This is a genomic window from Xenophilus arseniciresistens (genome assembly GCF_028023875.1).
GTDB classification, from domain to species: Bacteria; Pseudomonadota; Gammaproteobacteria; order Burkholderiales; family Burkholderiaceae_C; genus Xenophilus; species Xenophilus arseniciresistens.
Window position 1 is genome coordinate 665,121 of the sequence record NZ_JAQIPB010000001.1, and the last position, 25,949, is coordinate 691,069.

22 protein-coding genes are annotated in these 25,949 nt (G+C 69.3%); 7 read left to right on the forward strand and 15 right to left on the reverse strand.

Features of this window, described 5'->3' with window-relative positions; genetic code table 11:
- Positions 1-12: 12 nt before the first annotated feature.
- Complete coding sequence (locus PGB34_RS02850; protein ID WP_271426553.1) at positions 13-1,062, reverse strand: adenosine deaminase; 1,050 nt, start codon at positions 1,060-1,062, stop codon at positions 13-15.
- 207 nt (positions 1,063-1,269) lie between these two features.
- Between PGB34_RS02850 and PGB34_RS02855 the strand changes: the two genes are divergently transcribed.
- Positions 1,270-1,773: a pyridoxamine 5'-phosphate oxidase family protein gene (locus PGB34_RS02855; protein ID WP_271426554.1), complete on the forward strand. Its 504-nt coding sequence runs from the start codon at positions 1,270-1,272 to the stop codon at positions 1,771-1,773.
- A gap of 73 nt (positions 1,774-1,846) precedes the next feature.
- On the opposite strand, the gene PGB34_RS02860 is transcribed toward PGB34_RS02855, so the two are convergent.
- From PGB34_RS02860 to xdhC, 12 genes are all read right to left on the reverse strand, one after another.
- Positions 1,847-3,010: a BMP family ABC transporter substrate-binding protein gene (locus tag PGB34_RS02860; RefSeq protein WP_271426555.1), complete on the reverse strand. Its 1,164-nt coding sequence runs from the start codon at positions 3,008-3,010 to the stop codon at positions 1,847-1,849.
- A 63-nt stretch (positions 3,011-3,073) separates the two neighbouring features.
- Positions 3,074-3,994: an ABC transporter permease gene (locus PGB34_RS02865; RefSeq protein ID WP_271426556.1), complete on the reverse strand. Its 921-nt coding sequence runs from the start codon at positions 3,992-3,994 to the stop codon at positions 3,074-3,076.
- 1 nt (position 3,995) lies between these two features.
- Positions 3,996-5,102: an ABC transporter permease gene (locus PGB34_RS02870; RefSeq protein WP_271426557.1), complete on the reverse strand. Its 1,107-nt coding sequence runs from the start codon at positions 5,100-5,102 to the stop codon at positions 3,996-3,998.
- Entirely contained in the window at positions 5,089-6,642 is a 1,554-nt protein-coding gene (locus PGB34_RS02875; RefSeq protein WP_271426558.1) for an ABC transporter ATP-binding protein, read from the reverse strand. Before PGB34_RS02875 ends, PGB34_RS02870 begins: the two co-directional genes overlap by 14 nt.
- Before the next feature lie 128 nt (positions 6,643-6,770).
- Positions 6,771-8,072, reverse strand: coding sequence for an NCS2 family permease (locus PGB34_RS02880; RefSeq protein ID WP_271426559.1), 1,302 nt, complete (start codon positions 8,070-8,072; stop codon positions 6,771-6,773).
- 60 nt (positions 8,073-8,132) lie between these two features.
- A complete protein-coding gene (locus tag PGB34_RS02885; RefSeq protein ID WP_271426560.1) occupies positions 8,133-9,098 on the reverse strand; it encodes a LysR family transcriptional regulator in 966 nt (321 codons plus the stop codon).
- A gap of 19 nt (positions 9,099-9,117) precedes the next feature.
- Positions 9,118-11,580 carry a xanthine dehydrogenase molybdopterin binding subunit gene (gene xdhB, locus PGB34_RS02890; RefSeq protein ID WP_271426561.1) on the reverse strand — a complete coding sequence of 821 codons (2,463 nt, stop codon included), beginning with the start codon at positions 11,578-11,580 and terminating at the stop codon, positions 9,118-9,120.
- A gap of 13 nt (positions 11,581-11,593) precedes the next feature.
- The gene (gene xdhA, locus PGB34_RS02895; protein ID WP_408647817.1) at positions 11,594-13,192 is read right to left on the reverse strand and encodes a xanthine dehydrogenase small subunit; all 1,599 of its coding nucleotides are present in this window, start codon (positions 13,190-13,192) and stop codon (positions 11,594-11,596) included.
- 211 nt (positions 13,193-13,403) lie between these two features.
- A complete protein-coding gene (locus PGB34_RS02900; RefSeq protein WP_271426563.1) occupies positions 13,404-14,735 on the reverse strand; it encodes a glycerate kinase type-2 family protein in 1,332 nt (443 codons plus the stop codon).
- 159 nt (positions 14,736-14,894) lie between these two features.
- A complete protein-coding gene (locus PGB34_RS02905; protein ID WP_271426564.1) occupies positions 14,895-15,314 on the reverse strand; it encodes a hypothetical protein in 420 nt (139 codons plus the stop codon).
- 67 nt (positions 15,315-15,381) lie between these two features.
- Entirely contained in the window at positions 15,382-16,587 is a 1,206-nt protein-coding gene (locus PGB34_RS02910) for a urate hydroxylase PuuD (protein ID WP_271426565.1), read from the reverse strand.
- A gap of 337 nt (positions 16,588-16,924) precedes the next feature.
- Entirely contained in the window at positions 16,925-17,740 is an 816-nt protein-coding gene (gene xdhC / locus PGB34_RS02915; RefSeq protein ID WP_271426566.1) for a xanthine dehydrogenase accessory protein XdhC, read from the reverse strand.
- A 43-nt stretch (positions 17,741-17,783) separates the two neighbouring features.
- Between xdhC and PGB34_RS02920 the strand changes: the two genes are divergently transcribed.
- Positions 17,784-18,248, forward strand: a complete 465-nt coding sequence (locus tag PGB34_RS02920) for a hypothetical protein (RefSeq protein ID WP_271426567.1) — start codon at positions 17,784-17,786, stop codon at positions 18,246-18,248.
- A gap of 38 nt (positions 18,249-18,286) precedes the next feature.
- Here PGB34_RS02920 and uraH read toward each other — a convergent pair whose 3' ends face one another.
- Positions 18,287-18,640, reverse strand: coding sequence for a hydroxyisourate hydrolase (gene uraH, locus PGB34_RS02925; protein WP_271426568.1), 354 nt, complete (start codon positions 18,638-18,640; stop codon positions 18,287-18,289).
- A 103-nt stretch (positions 18,641-18,743) separates the two neighbouring features.
- Between uraH and PGB34_RS02930 the strand changes: the two genes are divergently transcribed.
- The 5 genes from PGB34_RS02930 to PGB34_RS02950 all read left to right on the forward strand — a co-directional run bounded on the left by PGB34_RS02930 (position 18,744) and on the right by PGB34_RS02950 (position 25,123).
- Complete coding sequence (locus PGB34_RS02930) at positions 18,744-19,409, forward strand: GntR family transcriptional regulator (RefSeq protein ID WP_271426569.1); 666 nt, start codon at positions 18,744-18,746, stop codon at positions 19,407-19,409.
- A gap of 60 nt (positions 19,410-19,469) precedes the next feature.
- The gene (gene puuE, locus PGB34_RS02935; RefSeq protein WP_271426570.1) at positions 19,470-20,423 is read left to right on the forward strand and encodes an allantoinase PuuE; all 954 of its coding nucleotides are present in this window, start codon (positions 19,470-19,472) and stop codon (positions 20,421-20,423) included.
- Positions 20,424-20,439: 16 nt separating this feature from the next.
- Positions 20,440-22,221 carry a 2-oxo-4-hydroxy-4-carboxy-5-ureidoimidazoline decarboxylase gene (gene uraD / locus PGB34_RS02940; RefSeq protein ID WP_271426571.1) on the forward strand — a complete coding sequence of 594 codons (1,782 nt, stop codon included), beginning with the start codon at positions 20,440-20,442 and terminating at the stop codon, positions 22,219-22,221.
- The gene (locus PGB34_RS02945; protein WP_271426572.1) at positions 22,218-23,483 is read left to right on the forward strand and encodes a M20 family metallopeptidase; all 1,266 of its coding nucleotides are present in this window, start codon (positions 22,218-22,220) and stop codon (positions 23,481-23,483) included. Before uraD ends, PGB34_RS02945 begins: the two co-directional genes overlap by 4 nt.
- Before the next feature lie 299 nt (positions 23,484-23,782).
- Positions 23,783-25,123: a purine-cytosine permease family protein gene (locus tag PGB34_RS02950; protein ID WP_271426573.1), complete on the forward strand. Its 1,341-nt coding sequence runs from the start codon at positions 23,783-23,785 to the stop codon at positions 25,121-25,123.
- On the opposite strand, the gene thiD is transcribed toward PGB34_RS02950, so the two are convergent.
- Positions 25,074-25,928: a bifunctional hydroxymethylpyrimidine kinase/phosphomethylpyrimidine kinase gene (thiD, locus tag PGB34_RS02955; RefSeq protein ID WP_271426892.1), complete on the reverse strand. Its 855-nt coding sequence runs from the start codon at positions 25,926-25,928 to the stop codon at positions 25,074-25,076. The genes PGB34_RS02950 and thiD overlap by 50 nt on opposite strands.
- Positions 25,929-25,949 lie beyond the last annotated feature (21 nt).

Sequence of the window (25,949 nt, forward strand, 5' to 3'; positions counted from 1 at the left end):
GGCGCACGCACCTCACACAAACCCCGCGAAGTGCGCATCCACCTTGTCCAGCCACACGCGCCTGGCGTCGGCACTGGCAAAGCTGCCCTCGAAGCTGTTGCGCGCCAGTTGCCAGGCGTGTTGGGCGCTCAGGCCGGTGGCGGCGAAGGTCTGGGTGAAGTTCTCGTTGACGTAGCCGCCGAAGTAGGCTGGGTCGTCGGAGTTGACGGTGGCGACCAGGCCCGCGTCCAGCAGTTGACCGAGGTTGTGCTGGGCCAGGTCGGGGAATACGCAGAGCTTGAGGTTGGACAGCGGGCACACGGTGAGCGGAATGCGGTCGGCGGCCAGGCGCTTCATCAGGGCGGCGTCCTTGATGCTTTGCACGCCGTGGTCGATGCGCTCGACCTTGAGCACGTCCAACGCGCTCCACACGTAGGCCGGCGGGCCCTCCTCGCCCGCGTGCGCGACCAGGTGCAGGCCCAGCTCGCGGCAGCGCGCGAACACGCGCGCGAACTTCTCGGGCGGATGGCCCACCTCGCTCGAGTCCAGGCCCACGCCGATGAACAGGTCCCTGAAGGGCAGCGCCTGTTCCAGCGTCTCGAAGGCCGATTCCTCGCTCAGGTGGCGCAGGAAGCACAGGATCAGCGCGGCGTCCACGCCAAGTTGGGCCTTGGCATCGACGCAGGCGCGGTGCAGGCCCTGGACGACGGTCTGCATGGATACGCCGCGCTCGGTGTGGGTCTGCGGGTCGAAGAACATCTCGGTGCGCAGCACATGGTCGGCCGCTGCGCGCTGCAGGTAGGCCCAGGCCATGTCGTAGAAATCCTGCTCGGTGAGCAGCACGCTGGCGCCCGCGTAGTAGATGTCCAGGAAGCTCTGCAGGTTGGTGAAGGCGTAGGCGCTGCGCAGTTCCTCCACGCTGGCGTAGGGAATGCTCACGCCGTTGCGCTGGGCCAGCGCGAAGATCAGCTCGGGCTCCAGCGAGCCTTCGATGTGCATGTGCAGCTCGGCCTTGGGCATGGTGCGCAGCAGCTCGGGCATGCGGTCGGCAAAGATGGCGGCGGGGTTGAAGGGCAGGCTCATGATGCAGTGCGTGGGGGACTTGGCCCGCAAGCATAAGCCGCCTTCGGGCTGACAGGCGGGTCAGCGGGTACCCACAGCGCCACGCGGCCTTCTCGGGGCCGGGGCACAAGCGGCGCGGCCTACGGTGCACTCAGCAGCTGGCATTCGTGCTGTTCATGGATCGGTGCCGGCACTTTCCATCTGTTCCCCGCTACTGGAGACCCGACCATGACCACCCATGCCAACGACCACGCCCGCCTGTGGGACCTGATCAAGGACACCCGCTTTGGCATGTACACGCACCGCCATGCCGGCGGCATGCTGCACAGCCAGCCGCTGACCACGCAGAACCGCTCGGTGGACGAGGATGCGACCTTGTATTTCTTCGTGCCGCGCAATGGCGAGATCGTGAGCCATCTGGCCGAGGACGATGGCGTGAACGTGGCCTACGCGAACCCGGATTCCGACAGCTACGTCTCCATCGCGGGCCGCGCGATGGTGCTGGAGGATGCGGCGCGCAAGCAGGCGCTGTTCAACGCCGCGGCCAAGGCCTGGTTCCCCGATGGCCCTGAAGACCCCAACCTCGCGCTGCTGGCCGTGCGCATCGAACACGCCGAGTTCTGGGACGTGAAGGAAAGCAAGGTGAGCCAACTGCTCAAGATCGCCAAAGCGGCAGTGACGGGCGAAGCCCGGCCGCAGTTGGGGGAACACAAGAAGCTCGATGTGCGCTGAGCACCGCGCGGCCCGGCTCAGAACGAAAAAAGGGCCGCATCTGCGGCCCTTGTGGCACTGCCTGAACTGAAGATCAGTTCTTGCCCGGCACCTTGCCTTCCACGCCCTTGATGTAGAAGTTCACACCCGAGAGGAACTTGTCGTCGGCCACGGCGCCGGCGGCGAGGATCTCCTTGCCGTCCTGGCCCACCAGCGGGCCCTTCCAGATGTTGTAGGTGCCAGCCTTGAGGCCGGCCTTCACTTCCTCGACCTTGGCCTTGGTTTCGGCCGGCACGTCCTCGGCGATGGAGACCATGTCGATCGCGCCTTCCTTCACGCCCCACCAGGTCTGGCCCGTGGTCCAGGTGCCTTCCAGCGCTTCCTTGGTGGCCTTGATGTAGTACGGGCCCCAGTTGATGATGGCCGAGCCCAGGTGGGCCTTGGGGCCGTAGGCGGTCATGTCGCTGTCCCAGCCGAAGGCGCGGGCGCCGCGCTCCTGCGCGGTCTTGAGCACGGCCGGCGAGTCGGTGTTCTGGAACAGCACGTCGGCGCCGCCGTTGAGCAGCGCGGTGGCGGCTTCGGTTTCCTTCGGCGGGCTGAACCATTCGTTGACCCACACCACGCTGGTCGTGATCTTGGGGTTCACCGACTGCGCGCCCAGCGTGAAGCTGTTGATGTTGCGCAGCACTTCGGGGATCGGCACCGAGCCCACCACGCCCAGCTTGTTGGACTTGGTCATCGCGCCCGCGATGATGCCGGCCATGTACGCGCCTTCGTAGGTGCGGCTGTCGTAGGTGCGCATGTTCTCGGCCGTCTTGTAGCCGGTGGCGTGCTCGAACCTGATTTCCTTGTTGTCGTTCGCCACCTTGAGCATGGGCTCCATGTAGCCGAAGGTGGTGCCGAAGATCAGCTTCTTGCCCTGGCTGGCGAAGTCGCGGAACACGCGCTCGGCGTCAGCCGATTCGGGCACGCTTTCGACAAAGGTGGTCTTGATCTTGTCGCCGAACTCGGCTTCCAGCGCCTTGCGGCCGTTGTCGTGCGCGAAGGTCCAGCCGCCGTCGCCCACCGGGCCCACATAGGCAAAGGCGATTTCCAGCGGTGCAGCCGCCGGGGCGGGCGCAGCGGCCGTGGGTGCCGGTGCCGGGGCGGCGGCGGGCGCAGCGGCCTCTTCCTTCTTGCCGCAGCCGATCAGGGCGGCAGACGCCACGGCGGTCAGGGCCGCAAGCTTGAGCAGGGAGCGCTTGTTCAGTTCGGTCATCAGCGAAGTCCTTGAAAAAGGAAGAGGAAGGAGAAGGGAGTTGGCGGAAAAAATCGCCCGCAATTATGAGCCCGGGTAGAAGGGTTTCCCGATGGACGCAGGCATGTTCACGCGGATGAAGGCCGGGTTGCGCGAGATCAGCGCCAGCACCACGATGGTGGCCAGGTAGGGCATCATGGCCAGCACCTGGCTGGGCACGTGCACGCCCACGCTCTGCAAGTGGAAGGCCAGCTGCGTGACACCGCCGAACAGGTAGGCACCCAGCAGCACGCGCGCCGGGCGCCAGGTGGCGAAGGTGGTCAGGGCCAGCGCGATCCAGCCGCGGCCGGCCACCATGTTCTCCACCCACAGGCCGGTGTAGCTGACCGACAGGAAGGCGCCCGCCACGCCACACAGCGCCCCGCCGGCCACCACGGCCATCAGGCGGATGCGCCGCACCGGGTAGCCCAGCGCATGGGCCGATTCGGGCGATTCGCCCACCGAGCGCAGCACCAGCCCCGCGCGCGTGCGGTAGAGGAACCAGACCAGCCCGATGGCCAGCAGCACCGCGCCATAGACCAGCGGGTGGTGGCGAAACAGCGCCACGCCCAGCCAGGGAATGTCGCCCAGCACCGGCAGCGCATAGCTGAAGCCGCCCGGCACCTTGGCCTGCACGTAGTTGATGCCCACAAAAGCCGAGAAGCCCACGCCGAACAGCGACAGTGCCAGGCCCGTGGCGTACTGGTTCGTGTTGAGCCAGATCACCAGCACGCCAAACAGCGCCGCCAGCACGGCGCCGGCCGCGGCGCCGGCCAGGAAGCCCAGCCAGGGGTTGTGCGTGTGTACATAAGCGGCAAAGCCCGCGATGGCGGCGCACAGCATCATGCCCTCGGCGCCCAGGTTCACGATGCCGGCTTTTTCGTTGATCAGCAGGCCCAGCGCGGCGATGGCCAGCACCGTGCCGGCGCTGAGCATCGAAGCCAGAAGGAGTGCGTAGCTGTCCATGTCAGTTCTGCGCGTTGAGCGTGGGGCGTTGGGCGTTGGGCGTGGAAGTCCGCGCCGCCTGGCGGCGAATGCGATAGGCCACCAGCGTGTCGCAGGCCAGCAGCGAGAACAGCAGCAGGCCCTGGAACACGGCCGTGAGCGACTTGGGCAGGCCCAGGCGCGACTGCGCGAGCTCGCCGCCGATGTAGAACATGCTCATCAGCAGGGCCGAGAAGACCATGCCCACCGGGTGCAGGCGCCCCACGAAGGCCACGATGATGGCCGCGAAGCCGTAGCCCGCGGGCACGTAGGGCGTGAGCTGGCCGATGGGGCCGGCCACTTCCAGCGCGCCGGCCAGGCCGGCCGCGCCGCCCGAGACCAGCAACGCCGTCCACAGCGCGCGCCGGGCCGAAAAGCCCGCGTAGCGCGCCGCCGCCGGCGCCAGCCCGCCCACCTGCTGCGCAAAGCCCGCGCGGGTGCGAAACAGAAACACCCACAGCAGCGCCACGCCGGCCAGCGCGATCAGCGCACCGATGCTCACGCGCGAGCCCTTCACCAGCCGCGGGATCTGCGTGACGGCCTCGAAGGTCTTGCTCTGCGGGAAGTTGTAGCCCATCGGGTCCTTCAGCGGCCCGGTGACCAGATACACCAGCGTCAGCGTGGCCACATAGACCAGCATCAGGCTGACCAGGATCTCGTTGGCATTGCACACGTCGCGCAGCCAGGCCACGAGGCCGGCCCACACCATGCCGCCCAGCACGCCGGCCATCAGGATCACGGGCACGATCCACGGCCCCGTGCTCTTGTCGGCCAGCAGCGCCACGCTGCCGGCCGCGATGGCGCCGACCACGAACTGCCCTTCGGCACCGATGTTCCAGACGTTCGAGCGGAAGCACACGGCCAGGCCCAGCGCGATGATGAGCAGGGGCGTGGCCTTGACCAGCAGCTCGCCGATGGCGTAGCCGCTCTTGATGGGCTCCCAGAAGAAGACCTGCAGGCCGCGCACCGGGTCCTTGCCGAGCGCGGCGAACAGCGCCACGCCAATCAGCACGGTGATGGCCAGCGCCAGCAGCGGCGAGGCATAGCTCCAGAAGCGCGAGAGCTGGGGGCGGGGTTCAAGCCGCAGCATGCTGCACCTCCTTGGCGCCTTCGGCGGCCAGGGGCGCCGCCGCCCCGGGCCACAGCCCGCTCATCCATTCCCCGATCTGCGCCACCGTGGCCGCAGCCCGCGCGATGGAGGGCGACAGCCGCCCCTTGGCCAGCACATGCATGCGGTCACTGATCTCGAACAATTCGTCCAGCTCCTCACTGACCACCAGCACCGCGCAGCCCGCGTCGCGCAGCGCCAGGATCTCGGCGCGGATCAGGGCCGCCGCGCCCACATCCACACCCCAGGTGGGCTGCGAGACGATGAACAGCTTCGGCGCAGCATCGATCTCGCGGCCCACGATGAACTTCTGCAGGTTGCCGCCCGAAAGCGAACGCGCCGCCGCCTGCGGCCCGCCGGCCTTGACCTTGAAGCGCTCGATGATGGAGGCGGCCTGCTTTTCCAGCGCGCCCATGCGCAGCCAGCCGCCGCGGCCCACCGCGTCGTCGCGCGTGAGCAGGAGGTTGTGCGCCAGCGCCAGCGTGGGCACGGCGCCGCGGCCCAGCCGCTCCTCGGGCACGAAATGCAGGCCCAGCCGGCGCCGCGCGCGCGGCCGCAGCCGGCCCGCGTTCTGGCCGAAGAGGCGGATGGCATCGGGTGCGGCGCGCACGTCTTCGCCAGAGAGCGCGTACAGCAGCTCCTTCTGGCCGTTGCCCGAGACGCCCGCGATGCCCACCACCTCGCCCGCACGCACTTCCAGCGCGAGCTGTTCGATGTCCACGCCGAACTGGTCCTCGCGCGCCAGGCTGAGCCCCTGCACCTGCAGCGCCACCGCGCCCAGCTGTTGCGGCCGGTGCGTCAGCGGTGGCGGCTCGGCGCCGATCATCAGGCGCGACAGCGATTCGTTGCTTTCCTCGCGCGGGTCGCACACGCCCGTGACCTTGCCGCCGCGCAGCACCGTGCAGGCCGAGCACAGCGCGCGGATCTCATGCAGCTTGTGGCTGATGTAGAGGATGGAGCAGCCCTCGGCCACGAGCTGGCGCAACACGACGAAGAGCTTGTCCACGGCCTGCGGCGTCAGCACCGAGGTGGGCTCGTCCAGGATCAGCAGCTTGGGGTCGGTCAGCAGCGCGCGGATGATCTCCACGCGCTGCATCTCGCCCACCGACAAGGTGTGCACGGGGCGCGCGGGGTCGATGTGCAGGCCGTAGTCGGCAGCCTTGGTGCTGATGCGGCGCGTGACCTCCGCCAGCGAGAGGTGCTTGTCCAGGCCCAGCCACACGTTCTCGGCCACCGTCAGCGTGTCGAACAGGCTGAAATGCTGGAACACCATGCTGATGCCCAGCTGCCGCGCCTCCTGCGGGTTGCGGATGCTCACGGCCCGCCCGTCCACCAGGACGCTGCCCTCGTCGGGCTTGACGGAGCCGTAGATGATCTTCATCAGCGTGGACTTGCCGGCGCCGTTTTCGCCGAGCACGGCATGGGCCTGGCCAGGCATCACCGTCAGCGACACCTCGCTGTTGGCCACCACTAAGGGGTAGCGCTTGGTGATGCCCGTGAGCTGGAGTCGGGGATGGGACATGAATGCTGGCCTTCGGTCGTCGCTCTGGTTCTTTTTTCGGACAAATTCGGGCGGCATTCTCGCCGCCTCGTGCAGGCTCAGCACCAAGCAAGCGCCGGGCCCGCACCGCCCCTTCCCCGGGGGCGGCGTCAATGCCCGCCGATGTAGATGAACTTGAACAGGAACAGGCCGCCGATGAACCACACCATCCAGTGCACATCGTTGGCCTTGCCCGTCAGCAGTTTCAGCACGCCATAGGTGATGAAACCGAAGGCCAGGCCATTGGCGATCGAATAGGTGAAGGGCATGGCCAGGGCCGTGACCGCGGCGGGGATCACCTCGGTGGTGTCGTCCCAGTCCAGTTCGGTCAGGTCGCGCAGCATCAGGCAGGCCACGAAGAGCAGCGCCGGGGCCGTGGCGTAGGCCGGCACCACGCCGGCCAGCGGCGAGATGAACAGGCAGGCCAAAAACAGCACCGCCACCGTCAGCGCCGTCAGGCCCGTGCGCCCGCCGGCCTGCACGCCCGCGGCGCTTTCCACATAGGCCGTGGTGCTGGAAGTACCCAGCAGCGCGCCGGCAAAGATGGCGCCGCTGTCGGCCATCAGCGATTTGTTGAGCCGGTCCATCTTGCCCGGCACCAGCAGGCCCGCGCGCTTGGCCACGCCCATCAGGGTGCCGGTGGCGTCGAACAGCTCGACCAGGAAGAACACCAGGATCACGCTCAGGAGCCCGTGCGAGAGCGCGGTCTGGATGTCCAGCTGCAGGAAGGTGGGCGCGATGGACGGCGGGGCCGAGAACACGCCGCGGAAGGTGTTGCCGGCAAAGAAGAAGGAAGCCACCGTGACGGCCACGATGCCGATCAGGATGGCACCGGGCACGCGCCACTTGTCCAGCACCACGATCAGCACGAAGCCCAGCACGGCCAGCACCACGGGCGGCTGGTGCAAGTCGCCCAGGGTCACGTAGGTGGCGGGCGATGCAGCCACGATGCCCGCGCTCTTGAGCGCGATCAGCGCCAGGAACAGCCCGATGCCCACCGTGATGGCATAGCGCAGCGAATGCGGAATGCCGCGGATGATCAACCCGCGCAGGCCGAACAGCGTGACGGCCAGGAACAGGCAGCCCGAGACGAACACCGCGCCCAGCGCCGCCTGCCAGGTGAAGCCCATCTGCAGCACCACCACGTAGGCGAAGTAGGCGTTCAGGCCCATGCCCGGCGCCAGCGCGATGGGGTAGTTGGCGTACAGGCCCATGATGGTGGTGCCCAGCGCCGCGATCAGGCAGGTGGCGACGAAGACCGCGTCCTTGGGCATGCCCGCATCGCCCAGGATCGAGGGGTTGACGAAGATGATGTAGGCCATCGTCAGGAAGGTGGTCAGGCCTGCCACCAGCTCCGTGCGCACGCTGGTGCCGTGCTCCTTCAGCTTGAACACGCGTTCGGTCCAGTTCATGGGTTTGTCTCTTTCTCTGCTGTTGTTGTCGGAAAGGGGAAGGCGGGCGCGCCGCAGGGCTCAGCCAGGCCCCGGGGTCTCGCGCGGCGGCGGTCGCAGCGCGGCTGCCACCTCCTTGGTGCGCGCGCGCAGCCACTGGCCGGCGCTGGAGGCATGGCTGCGCGCATGCCAGAGCTGGTAGTACATCAGCCGCGGCAGCTCCACCGGGCAGTCCAGGATCACCACCGGCAGGTGCTGGGCCACGCGCTCGCAGTACTGGCGGCCCGTGGTCAGCACCAGCAGGCTCGAGGCCACCATGCCCGGGATCAGCCCGAAGTGCGCGCAGCGCGTGCTGATGTTGCGCTGCAGACCCTGCGCGTCGAGCATCTGCTCGATCACGCCGCGCGCGCCCGGGTGCGTGGGCATGGGCGCGATGTGCTCGGCCGCCAGCCAGGTCTTCACGTCCCAGCCGCGGCGCACGGCCGGGTGGTCGCGGCTGACCAATGAAACCACCTCGTCGCCGAACAGCCGCGCCAGGTGCAAGTCGCCCGGCGGCTGCAGCCAGTTGCCGATCACCAGGTCCACGTCGCCCTGCGCCAGGTGCGCGTGGTAGTCCGATTCGGCCGACAGCGGATGGATCTCGATGCGCGACAGCGGCGCCTGGCGCTTGATTTCCGACACCAGCGCGGGCAGGAACAACGGGTCCAGGTAGTCGCTGGCGGCGATGCGGAAGCTGTGCTCGGCGGTCTGCGGCTCGAAGCCGCGCGCGTCGGTGAACAGCATCTGCGCCGCGCGCAGGATGGCGGCGGCCGGCTCCACCATGGCCAGCGCCACTTCGGTGGGCACCATGCCTGCGCCCGAGCGCACCAGCAGCGCGTCGCCGGTGAGCGTGCGCAGCCGCTTGAGCGCGGCCGAGACGGCCGGCTGGTGCGTGCCCAGGCGGATCGCCGCGCGCGAGACGCTGCGCTCGGTCAGCACCGTGTGCAGCACGCGAATCAGGTGCAGGTCGATTCGCTCCAGCGGCGCCGCGCTGCGCGGCTTGCCCATGGGCGCCTGCGGCGGCGCATCAGGCACCGGCGCGGCCCCCGCTCGCCTGCACGGCGCCCAGCGCGCGCAGGATGGATTCGCTGGTCGCCGGTGCCGCCAGCGGCGGATCGACGCGGTGCCCGCCCGCGGCCGAAACCGCATCGCGGATCGCGAAGAAGACCGAGAAGGGCAGCAGCAGCGGCGGCTCGCCCACGGCCTTGCTGCGGTGGATGGAGTCCTCGACGTTGTCGCCTTCATACAGGCGCACGTTGAACACCGGCGGGCAATCGTTGGCCGTGGGGATCTTGTAGGTGCTGGGGGCGTGCGTCATGAGCTTGCCGCTTTGCGGGTGCCACACCAGCTCTTCAGTGGTGAGCCAGCCCATGCCCTGGATGAAGGCGCCCTCCACCTGGCCGATGTCCACCGCGGGGTTCAGCGAGCGGCCCACGTCGTGCAGCACGTCGGCGCGCAGCAGCTTCCATTCGCCGGTCAGCGTGTCGATGATCACCTCGCTCACGGCGGCGCCATAGGCGAAGTAGTAGAAGGGGCGGCCGGTCATGGTGTCGCGGTCCCACGAAAGGCCGGGCGTGGCGTAGAAGCCATCGGACCACAGCTGCACCTGGTCGAGGTAGGCCTCGCCCACCACCACGTCGAAGCCCAGCTCGCGGCCGCCCACCTGCACCTTGTCGTTGGCGAAGCGCACCTCGCTGGCCGTGCCGCCATGGCGCGCCGCCGCGCAGGCGGCCAGCCGCTCGCGGATCTGGCGCGCCGCGTCCTGCGCGGCCTTGCCGTTGAGGTCGGCGCCCGTGGACGCGGCCGTGGCCGAGGTGTTGGCCACCTTGGTCGTGTCCGTCGCCGTCACGCGCACGCGGTCGAAGGCCACGCCCAGTTCATGCGCCACCACCTGCGCCACCTTGGTGTTCAGGCCCTGCCCCATCTCGGTGCCACCATGGTTCACGAGGATGGAGCCGTCGGTGTAGACATGCACCAGCGCGCCGGCCTGGTTGAAGTGCTTGACGTTGAAGCTGATGCCGAACTTGACCGGCGTGAGCGCGATGCCGCGCTTGAGCACGGGGCTGCCGGCGTTGAAGGCGGCTGCCGCCGCGCGGCGCGCGCGGTAGTCGCTGCTGGCGGCCAGCTGCTCCACCAGCGGCGCGGCGATGTTGTCCTGCACGGTCTGCAGGTAGGGCGTGACGTTGTTCTGCGCGGTGCCGTAGAAGTTGGCCTGCCGCACGTCGAGTGCGTCCAGCCCGCGCTCGCGCGCGATGCTGTCCAGGATGCTTTCGATGGCGATCGCACCCTGCGGGCCGCCGAAGCCACGGAAGGCCGTGTTGCTCTGCGTGTTGGTCTTGCCCGAGTAGCCGTGCATGGCCACTTCGGGCAGCCAGTAGGCGTTGTCGAAGTGGCACAGCGCGCGCGTCATCACCGGGCCCGACAGGTCGGCCGAATGGCCCGCGCGCGAGATCATGTCGATCTTCGCGCCCAGCACGCGGCCGGCGTCGTCGTAGCCCACTTCCCAGTCGTAGCTGAAGCAGTGGCGCCGGCCGGTGATCATGAAGTCGTCGTCGCGGTCCAGCCGCAGCTTCACCGGGCGGCCCAGGCGCCGCGCGGCAATGGCGGCCACGCACGCGAACAGGCCCGACTGCGACTCCTTGCCGCCAAAGCCGCCGCCCATGCGCCTGCACTCCACCTGCACCGCATGCGAGCGCACGCCCAGCGCATGCGCCACCAGGTGCTGCATCTCGCTCGGGTGCTGGGTGGAGCAGTGCACATGCATGCCGCCGCCTTCGCGCGGGATGGCGTAGCTGATCTGCCCTTCCAGATAGAACTGCTCCTGCCCGCCCACTTCAAGGCTGCCCTTGAGGCGGTGCGGCGCGGCGGCGATGGCGGCCTGCACCGCGGGCTGGGCCGCGGCGCCATGCGTGTTGGTGCCGGCGCTGCGCACCAGGTGCATGGGCGGCACCACGTACCGGCCCTGGGCATGCGCCTCGCGCTGCGTGAGCACGGGCGTGCCGGCTTCCACGCGCACCATGTCCCTGGCGCGCGCGGCGGCGCGGCGCGCGGCCTGGCGGTTGCGCGCGATCACGGCGAACAGCGGCTGGCCCATGAAGCGGATCTCGCCCGCGCACAGGATCGGGTCGTCATGCACGATGGAGCCGCAATCGTTGCTGCCCGGCACGTCGGCCGCCACGAGCACGTCCACCACGTCGGGCAGGGCGCGCAGCGCGGCCACGTCCACGCCGAGCAGCCGGCCCGCGGCCACGGGCGACAGGCCCAGCGCCGCATGCAGGGTGCCGGCCAGCTCGGGCAGGTCGTCGATGTAGGGGGCGGCACCGGCCACATGCAGCGCGGCCGATTCATGCGGCCGGCTGATGCCCACGCGCGCGCCGCCCGCATGGGCTTTGGCCTCGGCAGCATCGTCCACGCGCACCGACTGGTTGCGGCGGTAGTCGGCAAAGGCTTCTGCGCTTTGCAGCAGGTCGGGGGAAAGGGGTTTGTTCATTGCGGCAACTCCTTCAGGCGGCCTGATGCGGCATCACGCTGAACACGCTGGTGGCGCTGGCGGGCAGCGCATCGGCGGGCCGCGTCTCCAGCCACAGGCGAAGCAGCAGGTTCTGCGCCACCTGCAGCCGGTAGGCCGCGCTGGCACGCATGTCCGACAGCGGCTTGAAGTCCTGTGCCAGGGCCTGCTGCGCGGCGCGCACCGTGGCCTCGGTCCAGGGCTGGCCCACCAGCGCGGCTTCGGCCTGCGCGGCGCGCTTGACGGTCGCGGCCATGCCGCCGTAGGCCAGGCGCACGCTGCGCACGGTCTCGCCATCCAGCTCGATGGCAAAACCCGCGCACAGGGCCGAGATGTCGCAGTCAAAACGCTTGCTGATCTTGTAGCCGCGCAGCTGCCGCGCAAAGGCCGCATGCGGCACCCGCAGGGCCTGCACGAACTCGCCTGGCTGCAGCGCGTTCTTCATGTAGTCCAGGTAGAAGTCCGTCAGCGGCATGCGGCGCACTGCATCACCGCGGCGCAGTTCGATCTGCGCGTCCAGCGCCATCAGGATCGGCGGCGAATCGCCGATCGGCGAGCCATTGGCCACGTTGCCGCCCATGGTGCCGGCATTGCGGATGGGCGGCGAGGCGAAGCGCAGCCACACGTCCTGCAGGCTGGGCGCACGCTGCACCAGCGCGCGCCAGGCGGCTTCGAGCGAGGCGCCGGCGCCGATGCGCAGCACGTCGCCCTCGTCGGCCACCTGCTGCAGCTGCGCCACCTCGCCCACATGGATCAGGTCGCCCACGTCGCGGAACTGCTTGTTGACCCACAGGCCGATGTCGGTGGAGCCGGCCAGCAGCCGGGCCTCGGGGTGCTGCAGGCGCAGGCTGGCCAGTTCGTCCAGCGTGCGCGGGGCCCAGAAGCGGTCGGTGCGGCCAGCCACGCCGATGCCGCGCGCGGGCGCCGCGTAGTGAAAAGAGCCTGAGCCGCTCTGGCGCAAGCCCTGCAGCGCCGCGATCACGGGCTGCGCATCGAGCGGCGCCGCAGGCAGGTCGAACATGCGCTGGCCGGCATCGAGGATGGGCCGGTAGCCCGTGCAGCGGCACAGGTTGCCCGACAGGTCGTCGGCCAGCTGCTGGCGCGTGGGCAGGCTGCCCGCGCGCTGGTGCTTTTCGTAGCTGGACCACAGCGACATCGCAAAGCCCGGCGTGCAGAAGCCGCACTGGGAGCCATGGCACTCGACCAGGGCCTGCTGCACCGGGTGCAGGGCGTCGGCTTCGGGCGCCGCGCCGCAGCGGCGCGCCATGGGCTGCAGGTCTTCGACCGTGAACAGCGCCTTGCCCTGCAGGGTGGGCAGGAACTGGATGCAGGCGTTGACCGTCTGCAGCGTCAGGCCGGGCGTGGCGCCTTGCTCGTCGAGGCTGCCGATGACCACGGTGCAGGCACCGCAATCGCCTTCGTTGCAGCCTTCCTTGGTGCCGGTGCAGCGCGCGTCCTCGCGCAGCCAGTCGAGCACGGAACGCGTGGGATGGGCGCCCTGCACCTCCACCACCTGGCCGCGATGGAAAAAGCGCACCGGCTGCGCGCTTGCTTCAGGGGGGGCGGCCAAGCTGGCTGCTGGACTTGTGCTCATGTTCTGCTGTGCTCGTGGGTCGGCGCGCCGAGGGCCAGGCGCCCTTCTGGCGGATTCATCCGGCGATGGTCCTGGCTTTGGCGCAGCCCGACATACCGCACTGGTCATAGTGCCTATGCAAGCGCGGGTATGAAAGCCACGGGTTTTCCCGGCATCTCGCCCGCGCAGGGCTTTTTTCGCTCAGCAATTGTTGCGCCAGCGCCCGGCGCGCTCAAAGAATCAGCAGGGCCCGGAAGTCGTTGACGTTGGTGTGCGTGGGGCCGGTCAGCACCAGGTCACCGATGGCATCGAAATAGCCATAGGCGTCATTGCGGTCCAGGTGCTCGGCCAGCTTGCGGCCCGCGGCCTGTGCGCGCGCCAGCGTGTCGGGCGTGACGCGGGCGCCGGCGTTGTCTTCCACGCCGTCGATGCCGTCGGTGTCGGCGGCCAGGGCCCACACGCCGGGCTGGCCGGCCAGCGCACCGGCCAGGCCCAGGCAGAACTCGCCGGCCCGCCCGCCGCGGCCCTTGGGCGAGCCGGCCGGGCGCGGGCGCACGGTGACCGTGGTCTCGCCGCCCGAAAGGATGACGCAGGGCCGCGCAAAAGGCGCGCCGCGCAGCGCCACGGCGCGCGCCAGTGCGCCATGCACCTTGCCCACTTCGCGCGATTCGCCTTCGATCTCGTCGCTGAGGATGTGGGCCTCGATGCCGGCGGCGCGCGCGGCCTCGGCCGCAGCTTCCAGCGATTGCTGCGGCGTGGCGATCAGTGCCACCTGCTGGCCCGCAAACACGGGCTCGTCAGGCTTGGGCGTTTCCAGCGCGCCGCTTTGCAACTGCGCGCGCACGGCGGGCGGCAGCTCGATGCGGTAGCGATCGAGGATGGCCAGCGCGTCGGCGCATGTGCTGGCGTCGGGCACGGTGGGGCCGCTGGCGATGACGGCCGGGTCGTCGCCGGGCACGTCGCTGATGGTGAGCGTGAGCACGCGGGCCGGCGCGCAGGCCGCGGCCAGGCGCCCGCCCTTGATGCGCGAGAGGTGCTTGCGCACGCAGTTCATCTCGCCGATGTGGGCGCCCGATTCGAGCAGTTGCTTGTTGATGCGCTGCTTGTCTTCCAGCGTCAGGCCCTCGGCCGGCAGGGTGAGCAGCGCCGAGCCGCCGCCCGAGATCAGGCACAGCACCAGGTCGTCGGCCGTGAGGCCCTCGGTCAGCGCCAGGATGCGCTCGGCCGCGCGCAGGCCGGCCGCGTCGGGCACGGGGTGGGCGGCTTCCACCACCTCGATGCGCTGCCTGAGCCCCTCGGGCCGCGGCGGGATGTGGCCGTAGCGCGTGACCACCAGCCCTTCGAGCGGCGCGTCGGCCGGCCACAGCGCTTCGAGCGCCTGCGCCATCGAGCCGCCGGCCTTGCCCGCGCCGAGCACCAAGGTGCGGCCCCTGGGCGGCGGCGGCAGGTGCGCGCCCATGTTGGCCAGCGGCAGCGCGCGCGTGACCGCGGCCTGGTACAGATGCGCCAGAAAGGCGCGCGGGTCATCCTGCGGCTGGGGCGCCGGCAGCGTCGATGCCATCATTGTTCGGTCTCCGTGCTCACTCATGGGGTCTGAAATCAAGGGCGCCTTCACCCGCCTGCACCATCGGCAGGCGCGGGTGCGCGGGCGCAGCGCCGCATCATCACATGCCCGCGAGGGCGTACGACGGCAGCGCAGCCGCGGGTGCCTGCGGCGGTGCGCTCAGTCGGACTCGCGCGCGAGTCGCTGCACCTGCGCATCCAGCTGTGCATAGCTGGCACTGGCAAAGAGGTCGATCAGCTGGTCCACCGTGGCGCGGTCGTCCACGTCGAAGGCGGTGGCGTCGTGCTGCGCCTTGGGTTTGCCGAACAGGCTCTTGCGCATCTGAATGCTCACCGACTGCAGCTGGTAGGCATCGCCCGGCTCGCCGCCCAGCGCCGTGACCCAGAGCTCGCGCTGGTCCACCTCGGCGCGCAGGATCAGGCAGGGCAGCGGGCCCTCCTGCGCCTTGTCCCACTGCGCATGCTGGGCGGCCCAGGGAAAGTCGTCGATGGCGGCCTTGAAGCCGGCCCCATCGATCGGGCCCAGCGGGGTGCTGTGGTCGTAGGCATCGCCCACGTATTGAACGGCGTGACTGAGCATGCGCGAAGGACTCCGATCCGTGCTTGGTGTTGGACACGGCGTCCATTGTGGCGCGCTGCTGCGCCCTCTACTGCGTCTTCGCGCCTTCCTTGAACCAGCGGCCGATCAGCGCACGCTCGTCCTCGGTCATCTGCGTGGCATTGCCCAGCGGCATGACCTTGGTGCTGACCTGCTGCGCAATGCCCTGCGCATGGCGGGCCACTTCGCCGGGCTGGTCCAGCCGCACGCTCTTTTGCTGCACCGTGGCGCCGTGGCACAGGTAGCAGCGCTGTTCCAGCACCTTCTGCACGTCGGCAAAGGCGACGGGCGCGACGGCGGCGGCGCCGGGCGCGGGCGCCGCCACGGGGGCCGGCTTCATCCACAGGATCGTCAGGCCCAGCACCGCCACGCCGATCAGTGCGTAGCCGATGGGGTTGCGCACCTGGCCCAGCTTCCAGCGGTGGCGCAGCACGAAGAACTGGCGGATGCCGGCGCCAGCCAGCATGATCAGCAGCAGCACGATCCAGTTGTGCTCGTGCATGTAGGTGAAGCTGTAGTGGTTGCTCAGCATCGCGAACAGCACCGGCAGCGTGAAGTAGGTGTTGTGCACACTGCGCTGCTTGCCGCGGATGCCGTGCACCGGATCGACCGGCCGGCCCTCGCGCAGCGCCTTCACGTTCTTGCGCTGGCCCGGGATGATCCAGAAGAACACATTGGCGCTCATGGCCGTGGCCATCATCGCGCCCACCAGCAGGAAGGCCGCGCGGCCCGCGAACCACTGGCAGGCCAGCCAGGCGGCGAAGGCCACCGTCAGCGCCACCAGTACACCCACGATGGTGTCGCCGTTCTTGCGGCGGCCAAAGATCTGGCAGATGGCGTCGTAGACCATCCAGAACACGACGAAGAAGGCCAGCGCCACGCCGATGGCCGCGCCGGGCTGCCAGTCCATCTTGCTCTTGTCGATCAGGTAGCTGCTGGCGTTCCAGAGGTAGGAGACCGTGAACAGCGCAAAACCCGAGAGCCAGGTGGAGTAGCTTTCCCAGTACGACCAGTGCAGGTGCTCAGGCAGCTTCTTGGGCGAGAGCAGGTACTTCTGGCTGTTGTAGAAACCGCCGCCGTGCACGGCCCAGAGTTCGCCGCCCACGCCCTTGTCCAGCGACTCCTGGTCCTGGGGTTTCTCCAGGCTGGAGTCCAGCATCACGAAGTAGAAGGATGCGCCGATCCAGGCGATGGCGGTGATGACGTGCACCCAGCGCAGCAGCAGGTTGGCCCAGTCGAGAAGGTAGCTGTCCATGGTCAGACCAAGGTTAGGGATGCTCTTCACGAATCGAGCGGAAAGTGTGCGCTGCGGATCGGGATGAGCTGCGAGGCGCAAAGCGCAGCAATAGCCCAAGCTATTGCGAGCATTTGCAACGACGCAGATCGCCCGAGACCGCAGATGCACACGGCGCGAGGATTCGTGAAGATCATCCTTGGTGCCTGCTCACCACCGCGGGCGCTGTAAGCAGAATGGGCCGCGAACGCCGGTGTCGTGGGGACACCTCTCGCTCCGCTGCGGCACTGTTTGTGGACCGAAGTGTATACAGTTTGAGGGACTCCACCAACATGGCGGAAGCGCCGCGTGCCTGCGGTTAACCCTCGGTCGCCGGGCGTTGGAGCAACAACTGTGCCGCCACCGCCACGGCGATCACCTCGGGCTCCTTGCCCGTGATGCCGGGAATGCCGATGGGGCAGGTGATGCGCGCCAGTTCATCCGCGCTGAAGCCGCGCGCCTCGAGCCGGTGGCGGAAGGTGGCCCACTTGGTCTTGCTGCCGATCAGGCCCACGTAGGGCAGGTCGCCCTTCTCGCGCAGGCGCCGGAGGCAGGCGATCACGATGTCCAGGTCTTCGGCATGGCTGAAGCTCATGATCAGCACCTGCGAGTGCGGCGCCAGCTGCGCCACGGCATCCTGTACAGGCTCGCTGTGCTCGGTCTGCACCCGGGCCGGCAGCGCCGCGGGAAAGACGCCGTCGCGGCTGTCGATCCAGCGCACGGCATAGGGCAGGCCCGCCAGCAACCGGGCCAGGGCGGCGCCCACGTGGCCGCCGCCGAACAGGGCCACGGGTTGCAGTGGCGGGGTCAGTTCATGGCGCAGGGCTTCGATATCTGCAGCCGCGATGCGCTGAAAGCGCAGATGCACCACGCCGCCGCAGCACTGCCCCAGGCTGGGGCCCAGGGGGTAGCGCACCGGCGCGTCGTCGCCGGGCTGCGGCGGCGCATCGAGCAAGGCGCGCGCCGCCGCGATGGCCTGGAACTCGAGCTGCCCGCCGCCGATGGTGCCGGTCAGCCCCTCGCGCCACACGGCCATCCAGGTGCCGGCCTCGCGCGGCGCCGAGCCCTGCGTGGCATGCACGCGCACGAGCACACCCGCTTCGCGCAGCAGGCGGCTGAGCAGTTCATCGAGCATCGGCTGCCTCCAGGAGGGTCGGGCCACGGGTATAACTGAGCGCATGCGAACCTTCCATGCACCCGCTTCCTTCGTGCGTCGCAGCGCCCTGGCGCTGCCCCTGGCCGCGGCCGCCACCTGGCTGGCCGGCTGCGGCACCCGCGCGCCGGCCCCGGCGCCCGACGCCAATTCGGCTGCCGCCCGCGCCTACCGCCAGAGCGCGGCGCGCCACATCTACCAGCGGCACGCCTCGCGCATCTACGCCGGCAAGTTGCCGCCGCTGCTCTACGCCATCGGCACGCTGCAGGTCACGCTGGACAGTGACGGCGGCGTGCGCCGGCTGAACTGGCTGCGCGCGCCCAGCCATGCGCCCGAGGTGGTGCGCGAAATCGAGCGCATGGTGCGCGCCGACGCGCCCTTCCCGGCCCCGCCCGGCCGCAATGGCGTGGTGTGGACCGACACCTGGCTGTGGGACAAGAGCGGCCGCTTCCAGCTCGACACGCTGACCGAGGGCCAACTGCAGGAGTGAGCAGCGGCCGGCCGGGCCGGGCCCGGCCCCGCGCGCGCTCATGAGCCGCGGTAGGTCGAATAGCTCCAGGGGCTCACCAGCAGCGGCACGTGGTAGTGCTGGTCGGTGTGCGCCACGCCGAAGTCCAGCGCCACCTGGTTCAGGAAGTTGGGCTCGGGCAGCGACACGCCGCGGGCCTTGAAGTAGCCCGCCACGTCGAAGACCAGCCTGTACGTGCCCACGCGCAGGCTCGCGTTGTCGTAGAGCGGGCCGTCGCTGCGCCCGTCGGCGTTGAGCGTGAAGCGGCGCACCAGCGTGGCCTGCCCGTCTGCGGCGGTGGTGTACAGCGCCACGGCCATGCCGGCGGCGGGTGTTCCATGCATCGTGTCCAGCACGTGGGTGCTCAATCCCATGGGCGTTGTCCTCGTTGGTTGCTGCGGCGTCCGGGCACAGGGCCTCCGACGCATCGTCCACAAAAGTGTATAGAAAATCTGGGGCCGGGACTATCATGAATTCATGGAGTCCACGTCCACCCACGCGATCGTCCAGGCCCTGACCCGGGCCATCGTGGAGCATCGCCTGCAGCCCGGCGCCAAGCTGGCCGAACAGAAGCTGGCGGACCACTTCGGCGTCTCGCGCACCTTGGTGAGGCAAGCACTGTTCCAGCTTTCGCAGAACCGCCTGATCCGCCTGGAGCCTGCGCGCGGCGCCTTCGTGGCCACGCCTTCGGCCGACGAGGCGCGTCAGGTCTTCGCCGTGCGGCGCATGCTCGAGGTGGCGATGACGCGCGAGTTCGTGCGCACCGTCACGCCCGCGCGCCTGAAGGCCCTGCGCGAACACGTGGCACAGGAAAAGGCCGCGGTGGCCGGCGAAGACGTTTCCGAGCGCACCGAGCTGCTGGGCGACTTCCACGTGCGCATGGCCGAACTCATGGGCAACCAGGTACTGGCGCAGATGCTGGGCGAGCTGATCTCGCGCTGCGCACTGATCACGCTGATGTACCAGAGCGCCACCGAGGCCGCCCATTCCAACGACGAGCATGCCGACATCGTGAAGGCCCTGGCCGCCCGCGACGAGGAGCGCGCCGTGCGCCTGATGACCGAGCACCTGCTGCATGTGGAAGCCAACCTCACCTTCGACCGGCCGGTGCCTACCAGCGACATCGCGCTGGCGCTTTCCTGAGAAGGCCGGCCGTCTTCGCAACCCCGCGCAATTCCCGCACTCCCGTTTGTCCATCGCACCATGGCCCAGACCTACGACAGCACCCAGCCCTACTACCGCGACCTGATCGGCTACGGCCGCGACGTGCCCCATGCGCGCTGGCCCGGCGGCGCGCGCGTGGCGGTGCAGTTCGTGCTGAACTACGAGGAAGGCGGCGAGAACCATGTGCTGCACGGGGATGCGGGCTCGGAGCAGTTCCTGTCGGAGATGTTCAACCCGGCCAGCTTCCCCGACCGCCATGTGAGCATGGACGGCATCTACGAATACGGCTCGCGCGCGGGCGTGTGGCGCATCCTGCGCGAGTTCGAGAAGCGCGGCCTGCCGCTGACCGTGTTCGGCGTGGGCATGGCGCTGCAGCGCCACCCCGAGCTGACGGCGGCCTTCACGGAACTGGGGCACGAGATCGCGTGCCATGGCTGGCGCTGGATTCACTACCAGAGCATCGACGAAGCGACCGAGCGCGAACATATGCGCCTCGGTATGGAGGCCATCGAGCAGCTCACGGGCCAGCGCGCGCTGGGCTGGTACACGGGCCGCGACAGCCCGCGCACGCGCCGCCTGGTGGCCGACTGGGGCGGCTTCGAGTACGACAGCGACTACTACGGCGACGACCTGCCCTTCTGGATGCAGGTGCAAAAGAGCGACGGCAGCGTGGCGCCGCAGCTGATCGTGCCCTACACGCTGGACTGCAACGACATGCGCTTTTCGCTGCCGCAGGGCTATTCGCATGCCGACCCCTTCTTCCAGTACATGAAGGACAGCTTCGACGCACTGTACGCAGAAGGGGATCCGGCCGGACTGGACCGGCCCAAGATGATGAGCATCGGCATGCACTGCCGCCTGCTGGGCCGGCCCGGCCGCATCACGGCGCTGCAGCGCTTCCTTGATCACATTCAGGCGCATGCCGACGTGTGGGTCTGCCGCCGCGTGGACCTCGCGCGCCACTGGAAGCAGGTGCATCCGTTCACCGCTTGAGACAAAGGACATAGAGATGCCTTCCCTGACCCTGGATCAGCTCAACGCCGCCACGCCGCAGGACGCAATCACCCTGCTCGACGGCGTGTACGAGCATTCACCGTGGATCGCGCAGCGCGCGCTCGACACGCGGCCCTTCCGCTCGCTGGCGCACTTGAAGCATGCGCTGGTGCAGGCGCTGGCCGCGGCCACCGTCGACGAGCAGTTGGGCCTGATCCGCGCCCACCCGGAACTGGCGGGCAAGGCGATGGTCGCAAAGTCGCTCACGGCCGAATCGACGAACGAGCAGAACAAGGCCGGCCTCACGAACTGCACGCCCGAGGAGTTTGCGCGCATCCAGCAGCTCAATGCCGACTACAACGCGCGCTTCGGCTTCCCCTTCATCCTGGCCGTGCGCGGCCCGCGCGGCACGGGCCTGACGAAGGCCGAGATCATCGCCACCTTCGAGCGCCGCGTGCACCACCATCCGGATTTCGAGCGTGCCGAAGCGCTGCGCAACATCCATCGCATCGCAGAGATCCGCCTGAACGACAAGTTCGGCGTCGCCAACGCGCTGGGCGAGCTGGTGTGGGACTGGCAGGAGGCACTGGCCGTGCACAGCGACCCGGGCTACGCCGAACAGGGCCAGCTCACCGTCACCTACCTCACCGACGCGCACCGCGCCGCCGCGGCGCAGATCGCGCAGACCATGCGCGAGATCGGCTTCGACAGCGTGCACATCGACGCGGTGGGCAATGTGGTGGGGCGCTATGAAGGCCAGAGCCCGGACGGGAAGACCCTGCTCACCGGCTCGCACTACGACACCGTGCGCAACGGCGGCAAGTACGACGGCCGCCTGGGCATCTACGTGCCCATGGCCTGCGTGAAGGCGCTCAAGGACCAGGGCCGCCGCCTGCCCTTCGCCTTCGAGGTGGTGGGCTTTGCCGAAGAGGAAGGGCAACGCTACAAGGCCACCTTCCTGGGCTCGGGCGCGCTCATCGGCCACTTCAACCCGACCTGGCTGGACCAGCAGGACGCCGACGGCATCACGATGCGCGCCGCGATGGCGCACGCGGGCCTGAAGCCCGAAGACATCCCCAAGATCCAGCGCGATCCGTCGAAGTACCTGGGCTTCGTCGAGGTCCACATCGAACAGGGCCCGGTGCTCAATGAGCTGGACCTGCCGCTGGGCGTGGTCACCTCCATCAACGGCAGCGTGCGCTTCGTGGGCGAGGTGATCGGCATGGCCAGCCATGCGGGCACCACGCCGATGGACCGGCGCCGCGACGCGGCCTGCGCCGTGGCCGAGCTGATCCTCTTTGCCGAACAGCGCGCCGCGCGCGACGCCGATTCGGTGGCCACGGTGGGCATGCTGCAGGTGCCCAACGGCTCCATCAACGTGGTGCCGGGCAACTGCAGGTTCAGCCTGGACATCCGCGCGCCCATCGACGCGCAGCGCGATGCCGTGGTGGCCGACGTGCTGGGCGCGCTGAAGGACATCTGCGAGCGCCGCGGCCTGCGTTACACGCTCGAAGAGACCATGCGCGCCGCCGCCGCGCCCAGTGCGCCGGCCTGGCAGCAGCGCTGGGAGCGCGCCGTCGAATCGCTGGGCCTGCCCGTCTTCCGCATGCCCAGCGGCGCCGGCCACGACGCCATGAAGCTGCACGAGGTGATGCCCCAGGCCATGCTCTTCGTGCGCGGCCTCAACAGCGGCATCAGTCACAACCCGCTCGAATCGAGCACCAGCGACGACATGCAGCTGGCCGTGCAGGCCCTGCAGCACCTTCTGGACAACCTGGCCCTGGAACCACAGCCATGAGCAACAACCCCACCGCCGCCGCCACCTACGCCGCGCTCGACGCCTGGATCGACGCCCACTTCGACGAGGAAGTGCGCTTCCTGCAGGAGATGGTGCGCGTGCCCACCGACACGCCACCGGGCAACAACGCCCCGCATGCGCAGCGCACGGCCGAGCTGATCGCGGCCTTCGGCTTCGAGGCCGAGAAGCACGCCGTGCCTGCGCAGGAGGTGAAGGACTACGGCCTGGAGTCCATCACCAACCTGATCGTGCGCCGCCCCTACGGCAGCGGCGGCCGCACGGTGGCACTCAACGCGCATGGCGACGTGGTGCCTCCGGGCGAAGGCTGGACGCGTCCGCCCTACGGTGGCGAGATCGCCGACGGCAAGATCTACGGCCGCGCCACCGCCGTGAGCAAGAGCGACTTCGCCAGCTTCACCTTCGCCGTGCGCGCGCTCGAGGCCGTGGCCAGGCCGCAGAAGGGCGGTGTGGAACTGCACTTCACCTACGACGAGGAATTCGGCGGTGAACTGGGCCCGGGCTGGCTGCTCAAGAAGGGGCTCACGAAGCCCGACCTGATGATCGCCGCCGGCTTCAGCTACGAAGTGGTGGTGGCCCACAACGGCTGCCTGCAGATGGAAGTGACGGTGCAGGGCGAGATGGCGCATGCGGCCATCCCCGACAGCGGCACCGACGCGCTGCAGGGCGCCGTGCACATCCTCAACGCGCTGTATGCGCTGAACACCGACTACCTGCAGGTGCGCTCGCAGGTTGCGGGCATCACGCACCCCTACCTGAACGTGGGCCTGATCCAGGGCGGCACCAACACCAACGTGATTCCCGGCAAGGTGGTGCTCAAGCTGGACCGCCGCATGATCCCCGAGGAAGAACCGGTGCAGGTCGAGGCCGCGATCCGCCAGACCATCGCCAGGGCCGCGGCCAGCTTCGCGCCGCCGCGCGGCGGCAAGGCGCTGCAGGTGGAGATCCGCCGCCTGCTGCTGGCCAACGCCATGAAGCCGCTGGCCGGCAACCAGCCGCTGGTCGATGCGCTGCAAAAGCATGGCCAGGCGCTGTTCGGCACCGCCATCCCGGCCGTGGGCACGCCGCTGTACACCGACGTGCGCCTGTACGTCGAGAACGGCATCCCGGGCGTGATCTACGGCGCCGGCCCGCGCACGGTGCTCGAATCGCACGCCAAGCGCAGCGACGAGCGCCTGGAACTGGAAGACCTGCGCCGCGCGACCAAGGTGGTGGCGCGCGCGCTGGCCGATCTGCTGGGCTGAGGCGGTCTTTCTCCTGTCCCAAAGGGAGAGGGAGCCACAACGCGGCCATCGCCACGGCCTCCCTTCCCACCCTCCTTACAATAGTCCGCTCGCTAGGGGTGCTGGGCCGTCCAAAAGACGGCCCGGCTGAGATCAGACCCTTTGAACCTGTCCCGCCTTTCTTCCGAGGAAGGCCTGAGGTAATCCTCGCGCAGGGAAGCTTTCCGTTCAGCCCGACCCCGCGGCGCTTCCAAAAAGGACAGCCGCCTGGCCCCGCCACCGGATGCCGACCTGCCACTCATTTGCACTGGAGCATCTGGATGGCACAACCCCTTTCCTCTTCTTCCTCCGCCAACGAGGCGCTCACGCCGCTGCCCGATGCGGCGCGCGTGTTCCGCTGGCACGACCACCTGTCGCTGTGGTTCAGCCTGGGCGTGGGCCTGCTGGTGATGCAGATCGGCGCCTACCTGGTGCCGGCCGTGGGCACGCGCGATGCCGTGCTTGCCATCGTGCTGGGCTCCTGCGTGGGCGCGGGCCTGCTGGCCTGGACGGCGCGCCTGGGCAGCCAGAGCGGTCTGGCCAGCGCGGGCCTGATGCATGCCACCTACGGCAGCGCCTTCGCGCGGCTGCCGGTGCTGCTGAACATCGTGCAGTTGATCGGCTGGACCACCTTCGAGCTGGTGGTGATGCGCGAGGGCACGCAGGCCATCGCGAAGCAGGCTTTCGGCCTCGACCTGACGGGCTGGGGCGGCGTACTCTTGGGCACCCTGCTGTGGGGCGCGGTGCTGCTGGCGCTGCTGACGGGTTCGATGGTCACGCTGGTGCGCCGGTTCGTCGCGCGCTTCGGGCTGCCGCTGGTGCTGTGCTCGCTGCTGTGGCTCACGTGGCAGTTCGGCGCAAGGCTGCAGGCCCAGGGCTTCGACGGCTTCTGGAACCGCCCCGGCAACGGCCAGATGGGCCTGTTCAGCGCGATGGACCTGGTGATCGCGATGCCCGTGTCATGGCTGCCGCTGGTGGCCGACTACGCGCGCCATGGCCTGCGCGCCGGCAAGGGCCGAATCGGCGGCGCCTTCGCAGGCACCTGGCTGGGCTACGCGCTGGCCAACATCTGGTGCTATGCGCTGGGCGTGATGGTGGTCAGCACGGCCGAGCCGGGCAGCTCGCTGGTCACGGCGCTGCTGGTGGCGCAGGGCGGGCTGATCGCGCTGGGCCTGATCCTGATCGACGAGCTGGACAACGCCTATGGCGATGTGTATTCGGGCTCGGTTTCGGCCCACAGCCTGCGCCCGCGCTGGAGCGTGCGCCACTGGGGCCTCCTGCTGGCCGCGGCGTGCATCGCGCTGGCGCTGGTGCTGCCCATGCACCAGCTCGAGCCCTTCTTGCTGATGCTCAGCTCGGTCTTCGTGCCGCTGTACGGCGTGATCCTGGGCCGGCTGGGCGCGGGCCAGGCCGTGAGCGGGGCCAACAAAGAGCGCGTGGTGTGGAGCGCCGCTGCGCTGTGGCTGCTGGGCATCGCCACCTACCACGCCTGCGCGCAATGGGCGCCGCAGTGGGGCTCGGCCCTGCCGACGCTGGCGCTGACCTTCGTGCTGGCGCGGCTGACCCGCGGTGCTACGCAGCCGGGAGCCGGTGCGTCGGCACTGGCGCAAAACCATGGTTGAGCGGCCCGTGGCCCTGGCCGATCTGCACCTGCGCGCCAGCCTGCATGGCGCCGCGGATGTAGGCGCGTGCCTGGGCCACGGCCGGCTCCAGCGCCAGGCCCTGCGCCAGTCCGCAGGCGATGGCCGAAGACAGCGTGCAGCCCGTGCCGTGCAGGTTGCGGCTGGCAATGCGCGGCGCGCTGAAGCGCTGGCGCTGCCCGTCGGCGGTGGCCAGCAGGTCCACCACTTCGTCGCCGGGCAGGTGGCCGCCCTTGAGCAGCACGGCGCGCGCGCCCAGGGCCAGCAGTTCGTCGGCCGCGCCTTCCAGTGCGTCGGCGTCGGCAATGGCGTGGCCCACCAGCAGCGCGGCTTCGTCGAGGTTGGGCGTGATCAGCGCCACGCGCGGGAACAGCTGGCGCACGAGTTCCTGAACGGTCTCTTCGGCAATCAGGCGGTCGCCGCTGGTGGCCACCATCACCGGGTCCAGCACCACCTTGTCGAGCCCGTAGCGCGCGATGGCCTCGGCCACCACGCCCACCACCTCGGGCGCGTGCAGCATGCCCAGCTTGACGGCATCGACGCCGATGTCCTCGATCACGGCCGCAAGCTGCGCGCGCAGAAAGTCGGGCGGCACCGCGTGGATGCCGCGCACGCCCTGCGTGTTCTGGGCCGTCAGCGCCGTGATGGCGGTCATGCCGTAGCAGCCCATCGCGGCAAAGGTCTTGAGATCGGCCTGGATGCCGGCGCCGCCCCCGCTGTCGGAACCGGCGACCGAAAGAAGGCGCAGGTAGCGCGCGTGGGTGGGCGGAGTTGTTGTTGTCGTCATGGCCGGAAAATTATCGGCCAC

What these genes read in the sequence shown, in the direction of transcription:
- PGB34_RS02905 (WP_271426564.1), bottom strand. Translation starts at nt 15,314, where the DNA reads ATGCTCAGTCACGCCGTTCAATACGTGGGCGATGCCTACGACCACAGC.
- puuE (WP_271426570.1), top strand. Translation starts at nt 19,470, where the DNA reads ATGGCCCAGACCTACGACAGCACCCAGCCCTACTACCGCGACCTGATC.
- PGB34_RS02870 (WP_271426557.1), bottom strand. Translation starts at nt 5,102, where the DNA reads ATGCTGCGGCTTGAACCCCGCCCCCAGCTCTCGCGCTTCTGGAGCTAT.
- PGB34_RS02855 (WP_271426554.1), top strand. Translation starts at nt 1,270, where the DNA reads ATGACCACCCATGCCAACGACCACGCCCGCCTGTGGGACCTGATCAAG.
- thiD (WP_271426892.1), bottom strand. Translation starts at nt 25,928, where the DNA reads ATGACGACAACAACAACTCCGCCCACCCACGCGCGCTACCTGCGCCTT.
- PGB34_RS02850 (WP_271426553.1), bottom strand. Translation starts at nt 1,062, where the DNA reads ATGAGCCTGCCCTTCAACCCCGCCGCCATCTTTGCCGACCGCATGCCC.
- xdhC (WP_271426566.1), bottom strand. Translation starts at nt 17,740, where the DNA reads ATGCTCGATGAACTGCTCAGCCGCCTGCTGCGCGAAGCGGGTGTGCTC.
- PGB34_RS02880 (WP_271426559.1), bottom strand. Translation starts at nt 8,072, where the DNA reads ATGAACTGGACCGAACGCGTGTTCAAGCTGAAGGAGCACGGCACCAGC.
- PGB34_RS02945 (WP_271426572.1), top strand. Translation starts at nt 22,218, where the DNA reads ATGAGCAACAACCCCACCGCCGCCGCCACCTACGCCGCGCTCGACGCC.
- uraH (WP_271426568.1), bottom strand. Translation starts at nt 18,640, where the DNA reads ATGGGATTGAGCACCCACGTGCTGGACACGATGCATGGAACACCCGCC.
- PGB34_RS02900 (WP_271426563.1), bottom strand. Translation starts at nt 14,735, where the DNA reads ATGATGGCATCGACGCTGCCGGCGCCCCAGCCGCAGGATGACCCGCGC.
- PGB34_RS02860 (WP_271426555.1), bottom strand. Translation starts at nt 3,010, where the DNA reads ATGACCGAACTGAACAAGCGCTCCCTGCTCAAGCTTGCGGCCCTGACC.
- PGB34_RS02930 (WP_271426569.1), top strand. Translation starts at nt 18,744, where the DNA reads ATGGAGTCCACGTCCACCCACGCGATCGTCCAGGCCCTGACCCGGGCC.
- xdhB (WP_271426561.1), bottom strand. Translation starts at nt 11,580, where the DNA reads ATGAACAAACCCCTTTCCCCCGACCTGCTGCAAAGCGCAGAAGCCTTT.
- PGB34_RS02865 (WP_271426556.1), bottom strand. Translation starts at nt 3,994, where the DNA reads ATGGACAGCTACGCACTCCTTCTGGCTTCGATGCTCAGCGCCGGCACG.
- PGB34_RS02875 (WP_271426558.1), bottom strand. Translation starts at nt 6,642, where the DNA reads ATGTCCCATCCCCGACTCCAGCTCACGGGCATCACCAAGCGCTACCCC.
- PGB34_RS02910 (WP_271426565.1), bottom strand. Translation starts at nt 16,587, where the DNA reads ATGGACAGCTACCTTCTCGACTGGGCCAACCTGCTGCTGCGCTGGGTG.
- PGB34_RS02950 (WP_271426573.1), top strand. Translation starts at nt 23,783, where the DNA reads ATGGCACAACCCCTTTCCTCTTCTTCCTCCGCCAACGAGGCGCTCACG.
- PGB34_RS02920 (WP_271426567.1), top strand. Translation starts at nt 17,784, where the DNA reads ATGCGAACCTTCCATGCACCCGCTTCCTTCGTGCGTCGCAGCGCCCTG.
- PGB34_RS02885 (WP_271426560.1), bottom strand. Translation starts at nt 9,098, where the DNA reads ATGGGCAAGCCGCGCAGCGCGGCGCCGCTGGAGCGAATCGACCTGCAC.
- uraD (WP_271426571.1), top strand. Translation starts at nt 20,440, where the DNA reads ATGCCTTCCCTGACCCTGGATCAGCTCAACGCCGCCACGCCGCAGGAC.
- xdhA (WP_408647817.1), bottom strand. Translation starts at nt 13,192, where the DNA reads ATGAGCACAAGTCCAGCAGCCAGCTTGGCCGCCCCCCCTGAAGCAAGC.